Annotated in this window: 17 protein-coding genes and 1 other annotated feature; of the genes, 10 read left to right on the top strand and 7 right to left on the bottom strand. The window is 53.2% G+C overall.

The window, feature by feature from the left end; genetic code table 11:
- Positions 1–90: 90 nt before the first annotated feature.
- On the top strand, positions 91–606 hold the full coding sequence (luxS, locus tag AC6I8E_RS14480) for an S-ribosylhomocysteine lyase (RefSeq protein WP_013358822.1): 516 nt from the start codon (positions 91–93) through the stop codon (positions 604–606).
- A 61-nt stretch (positions 607–667) separates the two neighbouring features.
- On the opposite strand, the gene AC6I8E_RS14475 is transcribed toward luxS, so the two are convergent.
- Together AC6I8E_RS14475 and AC6I8E_RS14470 are read right to left on the bottom strand one after the other, a co-directional pair.
- Complete coding sequence (locus AC6I8E_RS14475) at positions 668–1,954, bottom strand: HlyC/CorC family transporter (protein WP_013358821.1); 1,287 nt, start codon at positions 1,952–1,954, stop codon at positions 668–670.
- Positions 1,955–1,969: 15 nt separating this feature from the next.
- Positions 1,970–2,770 (bottom strand): cytochrome C assembly family protein, encoded by an 801-nt coding sequence (locus AC6I8E_RS14470; protein ID WP_013358820.1) that lies wholly within the window; start codon positions 2,768–2,770, stop codon positions 1,970–1,972.
- 165 nt (positions 2,771–2,935) lie between these two features.
- Between AC6I8E_RS14470 and ffh the strand changes: the two genes are divergently transcribed.
- From ffh to rplS, 5 genes are all read left to right on the top strand, one after another.
- On the top strand, positions 2,936–4,297 hold the full coding sequence (gene ffh, locus AC6I8E_RS14465) for a signal recognition particle protein (RefSeq protein ID WP_013358819.1): 1,362 nt from the start codon (positions 2,936–2,938) through the stop codon (positions 4,295–4,297).
- Positions 4,298–4,438: 141 nt separating this feature from the next.
- Positions 4,439–4,687: a 30S ribosomal protein S16 gene (gene rpsP / locus AC6I8E_RS14460; protein WP_003849041.1), complete on the top strand. Its 249-nt coding sequence runs from the start codon at positions 4,439–4,441 to the stop codon at positions 4,685–4,687.
- Between the two features lie 18 nt (positions 4,688–4,705).
- Positions 4,706–5,254, top strand: coding sequence for a ribosome maturation factor RimM (gene rimM / locus AC6I8E_RS14455; protein WP_013358818.1), 549 nt, complete (start codon positions 4,706–4,708; stop codon positions 5,252–5,254).
- 35 nt (positions 5,255–5,289) lie between these two features.
- A complete protein-coding gene (trmD, locus tag AC6I8E_RS14450; protein WP_013358817.1) occupies positions 5,290–6,054 on the top strand; it encodes a tRNA (guanosine(37)-N1)-methyltransferase TrmD in 765 nt (254 codons plus the stop codon).
- Between the two features lie 42 nt (positions 6,055–6,096).
- Positions 6,097–6,444 (top strand): 50S ribosomal protein L19, encoded by a 348-nt coding sequence (gene rplS, locus AC6I8E_RS14445; RefSeq protein ID WP_003849035.1) that lies wholly within the window; start codon positions 6,097–6,099, stop codon positions 6,442–6,444.
- A 96-nt stretch (positions 6,445–6,540) separates the two neighbouring features.
- Here the strand turns inward: rplS and AC6I8E_RS14440 are convergent, their stop codons facing one another.
- On the bottom strand, positions 6,541–7,077 hold the full coding sequence (locus AC6I8E_RS14440) for a GNAT family N-acetyltransferase (RefSeq protein ID WP_312217463.1): 537 nt from the start codon (positions 7,075–7,077) through the stop codon (positions 6,541–6,543).
- Between the two features lie 289 nt (positions 7,078–7,366).
- On the opposite strand from AC6I8E_RS14440, the gene AC6I8E_RS14435 reads away from it, so the two are divergent.
- Together AC6I8E_RS14435 and tyrA are read left to right on the top strand one after the other, a co-directional pair.
- The gene (locus tag AC6I8E_RS14435; RefSeq protein WP_497824161.1) at positions 7,367–8,446 is read left to right on the top strand and encodes a 3-deoxy-7-phosphoheptulonate synthase; all 1,080 of its coding nucleotides are present in this window, start codon (positions 7,367–7,369) and stop codon (positions 8,444–8,446) included.
- A 5-nt stretch (positions 8,447–8,451) separates the two neighbouring features.
- Entirely contained in the window at positions 8,452–9,573 is a 1,122-nt protein-coding gene (gene tyrA / locus AC6I8E_RS14430; RefSeq protein ID WP_312217462.1) for a bifunctional chorismate mutase/prephenate dehydrogenase, read from the top strand.
- Positions 9,574–9,614: 41 nt separating this feature from the next.
- On the opposite strand, the gene pheA is transcribed toward tyrA, so the two are convergent.
- From pheA to bamD, 4 genes are all read right to left on the bottom strand, one after another.
- The gene (pheA, locus tag AC6I8E_RS14425; RefSeq protein ID WP_147789999.1) at positions 9,615–10,778 is read right to left on the bottom strand and encodes a bifunctional chorismate mutase/prephenate dehydratase; all 1,164 of its coding nucleotides are present in this window, start codon (positions 10,776–10,778) and stop codon (positions 9,615–9,617) included.
- A 22-nt stretch (positions 10,779–10,800) separates the two neighbouring features.
- Positions 10,801–10,925 (bottom strand) — a sequence feature (Phe leader region).
- Positions 10,877–10,924, bottom strand: coding sequence for a pheA operon leader peptide PheL (gene pheL / locus AC6I8E_RS14420; RefSeq protein WP_187507180.1), 48 nt, complete (start codon positions 10,922–10,924; stop codon positions 10,877–10,879). Its footprint overlaps the feature before it by 48 nt.
- Before the next feature lie 88 nt (positions 10,926–11,013).
- Positions 11,014–11,349: a ribosome-associated translation inhibitor RaiA gene (gene raiA, locus AC6I8E_RS14415; RefSeq protein ID WP_013358812.1), complete on the bottom strand. Its 336-nt coding sequence runs from the start codon at positions 11,347–11,349 to the stop codon at positions 11,014–11,016.
- Between the two features lie 281 nt (positions 11,350–11,630).
- Positions 11,631–12,362, bottom strand: coding sequence for an outer membrane protein assembly factor BamD (gene bamD / locus AC6I8E_RS14410; protein ID WP_009086788.1), 732 nt, complete (start codon positions 12,360–12,362; stop codon positions 11,631–11,633).
- Positions 12,363–12,491: 129 nt separating this feature from the next.
- Here bamD and rluD point away from each other — a divergent pair, with 129 nt between their 5' ends.
- A complete protein-coding gene (gene rluD, locus AC6I8E_RS14405) occupies positions 12,492–13,469 on the top strand; it encodes a 23S rRNA pseudouridine(1911/1915/1917) synthase RluD (protein WP_033783946.1) in 978 nt (325 codons plus the stop codon).
- Entirely contained in the window at positions 13,469–14,197 is a 729-nt protein-coding gene (gene yfiH / locus AC6I8E_RS14400; RefSeq protein WP_497824160.1) for a purine nucleoside phosphorylase YfiH, read from the top strand. Before rluD ends, yfiH begins: the two co-directional genes overlap by 1 nt.
- The last annotated feature ends 9 nt before the right edge of the window (positions 14,198–14,206 follow it).

Raw genomic sequence — 14,206 nt, 5'->3', positions numbered from 1 at the left:
AACAAATGCGCGTCTTTCATATATTCAGACGTTGGGCGAACAGAAAAGTTTCATCGTTTTAAAAAAAATTCTCAGAACAGGAGGTGACGTATGCCACTACTGGACAGTTTTACCGTTGATCACACCATCATGGGCGCACCGGCAGTACGCGTTGCAAAAACCATGAAGACTCCGCATGGCGATACGATTACCGTCTTTGACCTGCGTTTTTGCCGCCCGAACATTGATATCCTCACTGAGCGTGGCATTCATACGCTGGAGCATCTCTTTGCCGGATTCATGCGTGACCACCTGAATGGTGACGGTGTGGAAATCGTCGATATCTCGCCGATGGGTTGCCGCACCGGCTTCTACATGAGCCTGATTGGTACGCCAGACGAGCAGCGCGTTGCGAAAGCGTGGAAAGGGGCGATGGAAGATGTTCTGAAAGTGAAAGATCAGAACCAGATCCCTGAGCTTAATGAATACCAGTGTGGCAGCTACAAACTGCACTCACTGGACGAAGCGCAGCAGATCGCCCGCAATGTGCTGGCGCATGAGATCGGCGTTAACCGCAACGACGATCTGAAACTGCCTGCTGATAAGCTGAAAGAACTGCACATCTAGTCAGGACTTCTCTGCTAAAAAAAACGCCGCATCCTGTCGATTGCGGCGTTTTTTTATGGCTTCAGGAACCGACCGATTTTTTTAGCGGCGTCTTTGGCGTGATGCGCACCTGTTTGATCATGTTGTCCTGCACGTCCAGAATATCGACGTTGTAGTGGCCGATCTGAACCCGGGTGGCGATGGCGGGGATCTCTTCCAGCGCTTCCAGCAGCATGCCGTTGATGGTGCGGGCTTCCTGCTCTGGCAACTGCCAGTTAAATGCCTTGTTGATTTCACGCACGTTAGCACTGCCCTCAATCAGTACCGAGCCATCATTCTGCGGCATTACTTCCTCTGCCAGCGACGGTGACATGGAGGTGGTAAAGTCACCAACAATCTCCTCCAGAATGTCCTCAATTGTCACCAGCCCTTTGATATCGCCATATTCATCCACCACTACGCCCGCTTTCTCTTTATTGCGCTGAAACTTCACCAGCTGAGTGTTCAGCGGTGTACCTTCCGGGATGTAGTAGATCTCATCGGCGGCACGCAGCAGTGTCTCTTTGGTGAACTCTTTTTTCTCCGTCATCATGCGCCAGGCTTCGCGTACCCGCAGCATGCCGACGCAGTCATCCAGCGAATCCCGGAACAGCACGATGCGGCCGTGTGGCGAGTGACTCAGCTGACGTACGACCGACTTCCAGTCATCGTTGATGTTGATGCCGACGATCTCATTACGCGGCACCATGATGTCGTCAACGCTGACTTTCTCCAGGTCGAGCACAGAGAGCAGCATGTCCTGGTTCCGGCGTGACATCAGGCTACGCGACTCATAGACGATGGTACGTAACTCCTCTTTGCTCAGCGCAGAGTTAATGGCACCGTCAGCGCGGATACCCGCTATTCTCATCAGCAGCCGGGTAATGGTGTTGAGCAGCCAGACCAGCGGCAGCATGATGTATTGCAGCGGGACCAGCAGCAGGCTGCTGGGAAAGGCGACGCGCTCGGGATAGAGCGCCGCCACGGTTTTCGGCAGCACTTCGGCAAAGACCAGCACCACAAAGGTCAGGATGCCGGTCGCAATCGCGACGCCTTCATCACCGTGAATACGCATGCCTACGATGGTGGCAAGGGCGGAGGCCAGAATATTGACCAGGTTGTTACCGATTAAAACCAGACTGAGCAGCCGGTCAGGACGACGCAGTAGCTTTTCCACCCGGCGTGCGGCGCGATTACCGTTTTTTGCCTGATGGCGCAGCTTATAGCGGTTAAGCGTCATCATTCCGGTTTCCGACCCGGCAAACCAGGCGGAAACCAGGACCATGACGCAGAGAATAATAATCAGCGTGGTGGTTGAAACATTCTCCAACGCAGAACTTCCTTTTTAACGAGAGGTAGGGACAAGCAGATGCTGCAGGATGCGACTGCCGAAGTAAGCCATGGTTAACAGCACCGCACCGCTGCAGTTAAACCAGACGACGCGGCGACCACGCCAGCCTTCATGATAGTGCCCCCAGAGCAAAACGATATAAACAAACCACGCAATGATGGAGAGAACGGCTTTATCGACGTTTTCTGCGCTGAAGAGATCCTGCATATAAAACAGACCTGTGCAGAGCACCAGCGTCAGCAGCACGACGCCCACCTGGGTAATGTGAAACATCTTACGTTCGATGGTCAGCAGCGGCGGCATATCCTGGGTAAATGCCAGTCGCTTGTTTTTCAGCTGGTAATCAATCCACGCCAGCTGCAGCGCATAGAGCGCGGCAATAATCAGCGTCGCATAGGCGAACAGCGACAGGCCGATATGGATCATCATGCCTGGCGTGGTTTCCAGATGGGTAATGAACGCATTGGGGACGAAGGTGGCGAAGGCCAGATTAATCAGCGCGAAGCTGTAGACAATCGGCAGCAGCAGCCAGCCACGGTTGCGTGACGCCACAATGGTCATGATGGCGCAGATCAACAGGCTCACCAGCGAGCCAATGTTGAGCAGGCTTAAATTCTGTCCGCTATCAACCGCAAATATGCGTTGCTGCAGGGCGACCGCGTGTGTCACCAGCGCCACACAGGCAGAGAACATCGCCATTCGCCGCCAGCCGCCGTTACGTTTCAACAGGCTGGGAATGATAAGGGCAAGACTTAAGGAGTAGGCGAATAGCGCCACTATCGCGAAAACGAACATAGATCCTTTCAGGTCAGTCAGATAAGGAAAAAGGCAGTATAGCGCCAGCCGAAGCAGGCTCCAAACGATCTGAGGGGCAATTGCAGAGATCGCTGAGGCTTCGTGTTATAATCTGCCGCATTCTGCCGATCAGGCACCTCGCGATCTTTTTTTTAGTGAGAGACCATGTTTGATAATTTAACCGATCGTTTGTCGCAAACCCTGCGAAATATCAGCGGCCGCGGAAGGCTGACTGAAGAGAACATCAAAGAGACCCTGCGTGAAGTGCGCATGGCGCTGCTTGAAGCTGACGTTGCACTGCCGGTGGTGCGTGACTTCATCAACCGTGTGAAAGAGAGCGCGGTCGGCCATGATGTGAATAAAAGCCTGACGCCAGGTCAGGAGTTCATCAAAATCGTTCGTAACGAGCTGGTTGCGGCGATGGGTGCAGAGAACAATGCACTCGACCTGGCAGCTCAGCCACCAGCCGTAGTACTGATGGCGGGCCTGCAGGGTGCCGGTAAAACTACCAGCGTCGCTAAGCTGGGTAAGTTCCTGCGTGAGAAACATAAGAAGAAAGTCTTAGTGGTTTCTGCCGACGTCTATCGTCCGGCGGCAATCAAACAGCTGGAAACCCTGGCACAGCAGGTTGGCGTGGATTTCTGTCCGTCCGATCTCAGTCAGAAGCCGGTCGATATCGTTAACAATGCGCTGCGTGAAGCCCGCCTGAAGTTCTACGATGTGCTGCTGGTGGATACCGCCGGTCGTCTGCACGTTGACGAAGCGATGATGGACGAAATCAAACAGGTTCATGCCGCGATTAAACCGGTAGAAACGCTGTTTGTGGTCGATGCCATGACCGGTCAGGATGCCGCAAACACGGCGAAAGCCTTTAATGAAGCGCTGCCGCTGACCGGGGTTATCCTGACCAAGGTCGACGGCGATGCCCGCGGTGGTGCAGCGCTGTCGATTCGCCATATCACCGGCAAGCCGATTAAATTCATGGGTGTCGGTGAAAAAACCGAAGCGCTTGAACCGTTCTATCCTGACCGTATTGCGTCACGTATCCTCGGCATGGGTGACGTGCTGTCACTGATCGAAGATATCGAAAGCAAGGTTGACCGCGACCAGGCGGAGAAACTGGCCAAGAAGCTGAAAACCGGCGACGGTTTTGATCTCAATGACTTCCTTGAGCAGCTGAAGCAGATGCGCAACATGGGCGGCATGGCCAGCCTGATGGGTAAACTGCCGGGTATGGGACAGTTGCCTGACAATGTGAAATCGCAGATGGATGACAAAGTGCTGGTACGCATGGAAGCCATCATCAACTCGATGACGCGCAAAGAGCGTGAGAAACCAGAAATCATCAAAGGCTCGCGCAAGCGCCGCATTGCAACCGGCTCCGGAATGCAGGTGCAGGACGTTAACCGCTTATTGAAGCAGTTCGACGACATGCAGCGTATGATGAAGAAAATGAAGAAGGGCGGTATGGCGAAAATGATGCGCGGCATGAAGGGTATGATGCCGCCAGGATTCCCCGGCCGCTAAGCGTTCCACAAAAAAGCCCGGAAAGGCACGGTTTAGGTTGCTTTTTTCGCCAAAATGAGTAAAATTTTCGGGCTTTTTATACAGCACCCGGACCCCGTTCCTCGATGGGGGCCGGGTGTTTTATTAACTGAAGAGGATGTTATGGTAACAATTCGTTTGGCACGTCACGGCGCTAAAAAGCGTCCGTTCTATCAGGTCGTCGTTACTGACAGCCGCAATGCACGCAACGGTCGTTTCATCGAGCGCGTTGGTTTCTTCAACCCGATCGCATCTGGTCAGGCTGAAGGTCTGCGTCTGGATCTGGACCGTATCGAGCACTGGGTTGGCCAGGGCGCAACACTCTCTGATCGCGTTAACGCGCTGGTCAAAGAAGCTAAGAAAGCAGCTTAATCTGTCACGGTGGTGAGCATGAGCAGACAACTTGCCGCACAGCCTCCTGTTAACCCGATTGTATTGGGTAAGATGGGAGCCGCCTACGGTATTCGCGGCTGGCTCAAAGTGTTTTCCTCCACTGAAGACGCTGAAAGCATCTTCAACTACCAACCCTGGTTCATCCAGCGCGCCGGTAAATGGCAGCAGGTCGAACTGGAAGGTTGGAAGCACCACAATCAGGACCTGATCATCAAAGTCAAAGGCATTGACGATCGGGATGCGGCGGCTCAGTTAACCAATTGCGAAATTCAGGTTGACTCGACGCAGTTGCCATCGCTTGAAGAGGGCGACTACTACTGGAAAGACCTTATGGGCTGCCAGGTAGTTAACCTTGAAGGCTACGAGATGGGTAAAGTCATCGACATGATGGAAACCGGCTCGAACGACGTACTCGTCGTTAAGGCAAACCTGAAAGATGCATTCGGTGCTCAGGAGCGGTTAATTCCGTTTCTTGATGAACAGGTTATCAGGAAAGTCGATCTCTCTACTGGCGTCATTGAGGTAGATTGGGATCCTGGTTTTTGATCTCCGAATCGAACGGTAACGTAACGGCGAATACAATGTGGATTGGTGTTATCAGCCTGTTTCCAGAAATGTTTCGCGCTATTACCGATTACGGGGTAACTGGCCGGGCTGTAAAAAACGGTCTGCTCAGCATTCAGAGCTGGAGTCCTCGTGACTTCACGCACGACCGGCACCGTACCGTGGATGATCGTCCTTACGGCGGCGGACCGGGAATGCTGATGATGGTACAACCCTTACGGGATGCCATCTCCGCAGCGAAAGCAGCGGCAGGTGATGGCGCCAGAGTGATATATCTTTCACCTCAGGGTCGCAAACTGGACCAACAGGGCGTTTGCGAACTGGCGGCACGGGACAAGTTAATTCTGGTCTGTGGCCGTTATGAAGGGATTGATGAGCGCGTAATTCATTCCGAAATTGACGAAGAATGGTCAATCGGTGATTACGTTCTCAGCGGCGGGGAACTGCCAGCAATGACGATGATTGACGCAGTTGCCCGGTTTATTCCAGGCGTACTCGGCAAGCAGGCGTCAGCCGATGAGGATTCGTTCTCTGATGGCTTGCTGGATTGTCCGCACTATACCCGACCTGAAGTGTTAGACGGCGTGGAGGTCCCTGCAGTATTACTGTCAGGTAACCATGCTGATATTCGCCGCTGGCGTCTGAAGCAGTCGCTAGGCCGTACCTGGCTGAGAAGACCTGAACTTCTGGAAAACCTGGCTCTGACTGAAGAGCAAGCAAGGTTGCTGAATGAGTTCCAACGGGAATCTCAGCAGCAACAAAACGATGATGTGGAAGAGTGATCTTCCCCGACTATCAGTTTACCCAGGATATGAGATTTAATTATGAGCAACATTATCAAGCAAATTGAACAAGAGCAGATGAAACAGGACGTACCTTCCTTCCGCCCGGGTGATTCCGTGGAAGTGAAAGTATGGGTCGTTGAAGGTTCTAAAAAACGTCTGCAGGCATTCGAGGGCGTGGTTATCGCTATTCGTAACCGCGGTCTGCACTCTGCATTCACTGTTCGCAAAATTTCTAACGGCGAAGGCGTTGAGCGTGTATTCCAGACTCATTCACCTGTCATTGACAGCATCGCTGTTAAACGTCGTGGCGCTGTGCGTAAAGCCAAACTGTACTACCTGCGTGAGCGTACTGGTAAGTCTGCTCGTATTAAAGAGCGTCTTAACTAAGGTATCGCTAACGCGACATCTAAAAGTTAATAGCAAACAAGGGGTTGGCATCTGCCAGCCCCTTTTTTTGTCCTGATGGTAACCAGATAGCAGCAGTTAACCGGCATCCGGCCGCTGAAAATGATAAATCGCGGTATTCACCGGCCCCGCCTCTAATACGATCAGGCCATAGCGACAGCCAATAAACTGGCCACCGCACTTCTCCGCTACGCCCCGACTGGCCAGGTTTTCCTCAGCGGCCAGAATTTCAATTACCCGTGTCTCCGGGCGTGAAAATCCGAGCGGCAGCAGCTTTGCTACCGCGCGGCTCGCGATCCCCTGACGCTGTGCATCACTGCGAACCCAGTAGCCAATTGCGCTGGTGTCACCCGGATGACGGGCAAAGCGTATGCCTGCGCCTCCCAGCAGCCGGTCATGTTGATCGACAATCGCAAACTCTTCTGCTTCCTCCTTCATCCGCTGCCAGTGAGTAAAGCGGATCCAGCTTTCTGCTTCGTGAGGCTGATAATCGTGATGCGCCCAAACCATCCAGGGGATCAGGCTGTCCAGAGAGGCATTAACCGCAGCAGTAAATGCGGCTATGTCATTGAGCTCAAACGGTCGCAGATAAATTTTCTGTAGCGATGGGCGCATAACTCTCTCAGTTTTAACAGAACAATTCTTTCATTCTGCCTGTGGGGAGCAGAAATGCAACATACGCATGTGTAAACATATAATTACATTATGGTGGCTCGCCATTTTTTTGCGTGCCTTAATTAAGGTTATGAATTTAAAGGTTATTTAATTGGAAAGCTTGGCAGTGTTTGATCTGTGGTAATAAATGTGTACATATAATATTGCACTATGTATTGCCTGTGATACAGTATTTGCATTCCTCAATGAGGAGCCACAATCAGCTAATACGAGCTAAAGGATCGCCATCATGCAAAAAGACGCGCTGAACAATGTGCATATCGCCGGTGAACAGGTACTCATTACGCCTGAAGAGCTGAAAGCGAAGTTTCCACTGACTACTGAACAGCAGGAGCAGGTCGCGGCGTCCCGCCAGACTATCTCTGACATTATTGCCGGCCGCGATTCGCGTCTGCTGGTGGTGTGCGGACCCTGCTCGATTCACGATACTGAAGTGGCGCTTGAATATGCTCATCGTCTGCAAACCCTTTCTGAAGAGCTGAAAGATCAGCTTTATATCGTGATGCGCGTCTATTTTGAAAAGCCTCGTACGACTGTCGGCTGGAAAGGGCTGATTAATGATCCTTACATGGATAACTCGTTTGATATGGAAGCGGGTCTGCACATAGCGCGTCAGCTGCTGGTGAACCTGGTTGAAATGGGCCTGCCGTTGGCGACTGAAGCACTGGATCCGAATAGCCCGCAATACCTGGGCGACCTGTTCAGCTGGTCTGCCATTGGCGCACGGACGACAGAATCTCAGACGCACCGTGAAATGGCCTCGGGCCTGTCGATGCCGGTCGGCTTTAAAAACGGCACCGATGGCAGTCTGGGAACGGCAATCAACGCCATGCGTGCTGCTGCAATGCCGCACCGTTTTGTCGGGATCAATCAGGCTGGTCAGGTCTGCCTGCTGCAGACGCAGGGCAATCCGGATGGTCACGTGATTCTGCGTGGTGGCAAAGCGCCGAACTACGGTCCTGAAGATGTCGCGCAGTGTGAAAAAGATATGCTCAAAGCGGGACTGCGTCCAGCCTTAATGATAGATTGCAGCCATGGCAATTCGAACAAAGACTACAGCCGTCAGCCTGGCGTAGCGGAATCCGCTATCGCGCAGATCAAAGACGGTAACCGTTCAATCATTGGTCTGATGCTGGAAAGCCATATCAATGAGGGTAACCAGTCTTCTGAACAGCCACGCAGCGAAATGAAGTATGGCGTTTCCGTAACTGATGCCTGCATCAACTGGGAAGTGACCGAAACGTTGCTGCGTGAGATGCATCAGGATCTGCAGGGAGTGCTGTCGGCGCGTCTGTCACAAGAGGTGTAAGAGCAATGGTGGCTGAACTGACCGCGTTACGCGATCAAATTGACAGTGTTGATAAAGCGCTGCTGGATCTGCTGGCTAAACGGCTGGAGCTGGTAGCGGAAGTAGGGGAGGTCAAGAGCCGTTACGGACTACCTATCTATGTCCCTGAACGGGAAGCGTCTATGCTGGCTTCCCGTCGCAAAGAGGCTGAGGCGCTCGGTGTACCACCGGATTTGATAGAGGATGTGCTGCGTCGTGTGATGCGCGAATCCTATACCAGCGAAAATGACAAAGGCTTTAAAACCCTCTGTCCTGAACTGCGCCCGGTGGTGATCGTCGGTGGCAAGGGCCAGATGGGCCGGTTGTTTGAAAAAATGCTCGGGCTGTCAGGCTACACGGTCAAAACGCTGGATAAAGAGGACTGGCCACAGGCTGAGTCACTGCTTAGCGATGCCGGTATGGTGATCATCAGTGTTCCGATCCATCTGACCGAGCAGGTCATTGCTCAGCTGCCGCCACTGCCTGAAGATTGTATCCTGGTCGATCTGGCGTCAGTGAAAAACCGCCCTCTGCAGGCGATGCTGGCCGCTCATAACGGCCCGGTGCTGGGTCTGCATCCGATGTTTGGCCCGGACAGCGGCAGCCTGGCAAAACAGGTGGTGGTCTGGTGTGATGGAAGAGAGCCGGAAGCCTACCAGTGGTTCCTGGAGCAGATCCAGGTCTGGGGTGCGCGTCTGCATCGTATCAGCGCCGTTGAGCATGACCAGAACATGGCGTTCATTCAGGCGCTGCGCCACTTTGCTACCTTTGCCTATGGTCTGCATTTAGCTGAAGAGAACGTCAATCTCGATCAGCTATTGGCGCTCTCGTCGCCGATTTACCGGCTGGAACTGGCGATGGTGGGACGATTGTTCGCGCAGGATCCGCAGCTTTATGCGGATATCATCATGTCCTCAGAGAGCAATCTGGCGCTGATCAAACGCTATTACCAGCGGTTTGGCGAAGCAATAGCCCTGCTGGAGCAGGGTGACAAGCAGGCGTTTATTGCCAGCTTTAACCGGGTAGAGCAGTGGTTTGGCGATCACGCGAAACGCTTCCTGGTTGAAAGCCGCAGTCTGTTGCGTTCGGCCAATGACAGCCGTCCATAAATGAAGAAGGCATCCAATCGGATGCCTTTTTTCTTTTCTTTTTATTCGCCAGGGTCAACTGGCACCACATTCTCGCTGGGATAGCAGCCCAGCACCTTCAGCGAGCGTGTCATGGTTTGCAGTTCCTGAAGCGCCTGCTGCATCCGCTCTGACTGCAGATTGCCCTGCACATCAATGTAAAACATCTCTTCCCACGGATTGCCATTAATCGGGCGGGACTCCAGCTTGCTCATAATCAGATTGTGCTGACGCAGAACCAGCAGCGCATCGACCAGCGCACCCGCCTGCTGGCCGGTTGCCATGATCAGCGTGGTTTTCGCCGGGACCTGGTCCGACACCTCAATTGGTTTGCGGGCCAGCACGATAAAGCGGGTATGGTTCTGCTGCTGATTGGCCAGATTACGTTCCAGCACCTGCAACTGATAGAGCTCGCCGCCTGCTTCACTACCCAGCGCTGCCACCTTAGATGAGTTGAGCGCAGCCACTTTCTCCATCGCTGCTGCGGTACTCTCGGTATATTCGATTTTCCAGTGCGGGAAGCGGTTAATGAACTGGCTGCACTGCTGGAAGGGCTGAGGATGGCTGTACACCGTCTCAATCTGCTGCAGATCGGTAGGGCCATTCACCAGCACGCAGTGGTCGATAGGTAAGGTTAATTCGCCCACGATAGAGAGGCTGGTCTGTTGCAGCAGATCGTAGACGTCGTTAATAGAGCCCGAACTGGTATTCTCAATCGGCATTACGGCGTAATCAGCCACGCCATTCTCGACCTGTTTGATGATGTCGTGAAACTTCAGGCAGCCACATTCCACCATGCTATCGAAATGGCGCGATGCGTAGTTGCGTGCGGCAAGATGTGAGTAAGAGCCTTTCGGACCAAGGAAAGCGATGCGGGCGGCATGCGCATGGGGATGGTTGAGGTTTTTCTGCAGCAGTGCCTGCTGAGTCAGCACGGAATCTTCGATGACCAGCTGGAACAGGCGGGTGATGTAGTGCGCATCCAGTTTGTGCGCTTTACCGAGCACAATCAGATTCTCCAGCAGCGCACGTTCGCGCTCCACATCGCGAATCGGGCGATGCGTTGCCAGTTTCGCTTGCGCGACTTCAACTGCCAGCAGACGACGCTCGGCCAGCAGCGTCAGAAGTTTTTTATCCACTGCGCTGATCTTGTCGCGTAGCGCCAGCAATGGATTGTCGGGATTCATAGGGCTCACCTGTATGCTATCCAATAAAAAAGCCTCCCGGTTGGGAGGCTTCGTTGTTCGTCTTCGCTTTCATTTTCACACGACGAATGGCCTCCCGTTCAGGGGAAGGTAAAAAAGAAAGCGAAGAAAAACAGATCAAGTTTCATGGGAATGTCCGAAAAGAGAGTGACCTGAGAGTAACCGTACTGCTTAAAAGCTGTCAATAAAAAACGCGCCCGAAGGCGCGTTAACAAACTCAGGACTCTTCGTCGGCGGGGATAATATCTTTTACGCTGGCACTGGCGCGGCGTGCTTCAGACTTATGCTGAACTTTATTCAGCTGACGTTCGAGCTTCGCAATCAAATCGTTGATCGCGGTGTACATATCATCATGCTTGGCGCTGGCCACCAGAGTCCCGTTAGGTGTGTTAATGGTGGCGTCAGCCACGAATTCTTTGGGCTCTTTGGACAGGACAATATGCGGGTTAATCAGGTCAGTTTGCCATTTTTCGAGCTTGGCGAGACGGTCTTCAACATGGCTTCGGATTGCCGGAGTAATTTCCATTTGTTTACTGGTAATGTTCAGAATCATCGTTCTTACCTCTCTGTCATTTCCGTCTTGGTCTTTTCAGCATAGCGTGAAAAAGCGTTGAATGTGCGATTTCGATCACGAAAAAATGTCACTTTTTGTCAGTCACGACATTCTGTGAGAAAGGCTGAGAAACTGGCTGAAATGGCTTGAAGCGAAACGATTAACACGGCATGCTTGATGAGTTAGCTCGCTGGCATCAGATCCACTTCTGACTGTTCTTTGAGCAAAAAAAAGCAGCCATCGCAGGCTGCTTTTTTTATGGCTGAAAAACTATCGGGCTATCAGCTGTTGTTCGCTGCAATGATTTTGGCCACTTTGTCTGCTTCAGCGTTGAGCTGCAGATTGCGGTAAGCATTTTCCATCAGCGGCAGCGCATCGTGTGTTGCCTGAGTATCCGGATAATCGCGCATCATACCTTCGACACGGTTAACAACCGCGACATACGCCTCACGCTTAGTATAGAATTGCGCCACTGACAGCTCATATTTCGCCAGGCGGTCTTTCAGATAAACCAGGCGTTTCTGAGCATCAGCCGCATACTGGCTGTTCGGGTAACTGCGCAGCAGCTGGGAGAAGTCGCGGAAGGCATCACGAGCGTGCGTCGGATCGCGGTCAGAACGATCGATACCAAAGAAGCCCTGCAGTGCTGAGTCATCCAGCGCCATATCCGTCAGACCTTTCATATAGATGACATAGTCAATGTTCGGATGTGTGGGGTTAAGACGCATAAAGCGGGCAATGGCAGCCTGAGCCAGGGGCAGATCGGCATTTTTATAGTACGCGTAGATTAAATCCAGCTGCACCTGCTGCGAATAAGGACCGAACGGATAACGATTATCCAGCGCTTCCAGTTGCTTAATCGCGGCTTTAAAGTTACCGTCCTGCAGCTTTTGCTGCGCTGTAGCATAGATTTCAGAAGGCGGGCTGTCCGGTACCGCGTCATTTGAGCCGGAACAACCAACAAGTGCCAGGCTCAGTGTGGCAGCAGCCACCAGATGTTTCATACGCGTCATGACGAAGTGATTATCCTCAAATGTTATGGCGGAAGCTGTCCGTATAGCTCCCGGTAATGACCAGGTACGATAGCACATTATATTAAACGGCATCGCCGTGAAAACCCAACGTTAACGAAGAAGCTGTATATGGCACAACAAGTTCAACTCACCGCAACGGTATCCGAATCACAACTCGGACAACGCTTAGATCAGACTTTGGCGGAATTGTTCCCTGATTATTCACGTTCCCGCATAAAAGAGTGGATCCTCGACCGTCGCGTAACAGTAAACGGCGTCATGGTCGATACACCTAAAGAAAAAGTGCTGGGCGGCGAGCTGGTCGCGATTGACGCTGAGATCGAAGAGGCACAGCGCTGGGAACCGCAAAATCTGCCACTCGACATCGTTTATGAAGATGAAGACATCATCGTCATCAACAAACCACGCGACTTTGTGGTTCACCCTGGCGCCGGTAATCCGGATGGCACGGTACTCAACGCCTTACTTCATCACTATCCGGCGATTATGGATGTGCCACGCGCGGGCATCGTACACCGCCTGGATAAAGACACCACCGGTTTAATGGTGGTGGCGAAAACTGTACCGGCTCAGACGCATCTGGTGGACTCGCTGCAACGTCGCGAAATCACTCGTGAATATGAAGCGGTCGCGATTGGTAATATGACGGCGGGCGGCACGGTTGAGCAGCCTATCAGCCGCCACTCAACCAAACGCACCCACATGGCGGTTCACCCGATGGGTAAGCCGGCGGTGACGCATTACCGCATCATGGAGCACTTCCGCGCGCATACCCGTCTGCGTCTGCGCCTGGAAACGGGTCGTACTCACCAGATCCGTGTGCATATGTCTCACATCAGCCATCCGCTGGTGGGCGATCCGCTTTATGGTGGCCGTCCGCGTCCGCCAAAAGGCGCATCAGAGGCATTTATCACTACGCTGCGCAGTTTTGATCGTCAGGCTCTGCACGCTACCATGCTGCGTCTGTATCACCCTATCAGCGGGATTGAAATGGAATTCCATGCGGCGCTTCCGCAGGATATGGTTGATCTGATCGCGGCGTTAAAAGCAGACACCGAAGAATTTAAAGACCAGATGAACTGGTGATGAATCTGATTACGCCTCAATGGCCCGCTCCGTCACGCGTTCGGGCCTGCTCGACGCAGCGACAGGGTGGCATCAGCACATCGCCCTGGGATGCACTGAATCTCGGCGGGCACGTGGGGGATATTCCGGATACGGTAACGCGTAACCGGCAGTTGCTGGTGGAAGAGGCGGGCTTGCCTGCGATGCCGCAGTGGCTGGATCAGGTTCATGGCACGGAGGTTGTGCATCTGGCTGCAGGAGAAGGTACGCCATTCCGTGCCGATGCCTGTATCACCGATCAGCCCGGCGTCGTCTGCGCCATCATGACCGCTGACTGCCTGCCGGTTCTGTTCTGTTCGCAGGATGGGACGGAAGTGGCGGCAGCACATGCAGGCTGGCGCGGACTGTGTGCGGGTGTACTGGAAAATACCCTGGCGCAGTTTCGATCGCCATCGGATCAGATCCATGCCTGGCTGGGTCCGGCAATCGGGCCGGATGCATTTGAGGTCGGTGCAGAAGTACGTGAGGCCTTTATAGCTCAGGATCCTCGCGCCGTGCAGGCTTTCCGCCCTTCAGGCGAGAAATTTTACGCTGATATCTGGCTGCTGGCGCGTAGGCGACTGCAGGCTGCGGGCGTGAAATCAATCAGTGCCGACAGCCGTTGTACCTTTACGCAGCGCGACGATTTCTTCTCCTTCCGCCGCGATGGGATCACCGGGCGTATGGCAACTTTGATCTGGCTGTTATAACCTTACGCC

The sequence above is a fragment of the Pantoea sp. X-Soil-YNGN-785 genome (assembly GCF_059730585.1).
Note: the sequence above shows the minus strand (reverse complement) of the source record. Positions and strands in the feature narration are given on the sequence as shown.

Excerpts from the sequence above, each read along its gene's own strand:
- AC6I8E_RS14440 (WP_312217463.1), bottom strand. The coding sequence starts at position 7,077 with ATGCGCCCATCGCTACAGAAAATTTATCTGCGACCGTTTGAGCTCAAT.
- rluD (WP_033783946.1), top strand. The coding sequence starts at position 12,492 with ATGGCACAACAAGTTCAACTCACCGCAACGGTATCCGAATCACAACTC.
- bamD (WP_009086788.1), bottom strand. The coding sequence starts at position 12,362 with ATGACGCGTATGAAACATCTGGTGGCTGCTGCCACACTGAGCCTGGCA.
- AC6I8E_RS14435 (WP_497824161.1), top strand. The coding sequence starts at position 7,367 with ATGCAAAAAGACGCGCTGAACAATGTGCATATCGCCGGTGAACAGGTA.
- raiA (WP_013358812.1), bottom strand. The coding sequence starts at position 11,349 with ATGATTCTGAACATTACCAGTAAACAAATGGAAATTACTCCGGCAATC.
- rimM (WP_013358818.1), top strand. The coding sequence starts at position 4,706 with ATGAGCAGACAACTTGCCGCACAGCCTCCTGTTAACCCGATTGTATTG.
- trmD (WP_013358817.1), top strand. The coding sequence starts at position 5,290 with ATGTGGATTGGTGTTATCAGCCTGTTTCCAGAAATGTTTCGCGCTATT.
- pheA (WP_147789999.1), bottom strand. The coding sequence starts at position 10,778 with ATGAATCCCGACAATCCATTGCTGGCGCTACGCGACAAGATCAGCGCA.
- yfiH (WP_497824160.1), top strand. The coding sequence starts at position 13,469 with ATGAATCTGATTACGCCTCAATGGCCCGCTCCGTCACGCGTTCGGGCC.
- AC6I8E_RS14470 (WP_013358820.1), bottom strand. The coding sequence starts at position 2,770 with ATGTTCGTTTTCGCGATAGTGGCGCTATTCGCCTACTCCTTAAGTCTT.
- rpsP (WP_003849041.1), top strand. The coding sequence starts at position 4,439 with ATGGTAACAATTCGTTTGGCACGTCACGGCGCTAAAAAGCGTCCGTTC.
- rplS (WP_003849035.1), top strand. The coding sequence starts at position 6,097 with ATGAGCAACATTATCAAGCAAATTGAACAAGAGCAGATGAAACAGGAC.
- tyrA (WP_312217462.1), top strand. The coding sequence starts at position 8,452 with ATGGTGGCTGAACTGACCGCGTTACGCGATCAAATTGACAGTGTTGAT.
- ffh (WP_013358819.1), top strand. The coding sequence starts at position 2,936 with ATGTTTGATAATTTAACCGATCGTTTGTCGCAAACCCTGCGAAATATC.
- luxS (WP_013358822.1), top strand. The coding sequence starts at position 91 with ATGCCACTACTGGACAGTTTTACCGTTGATCACACCATCATGGGCGCA.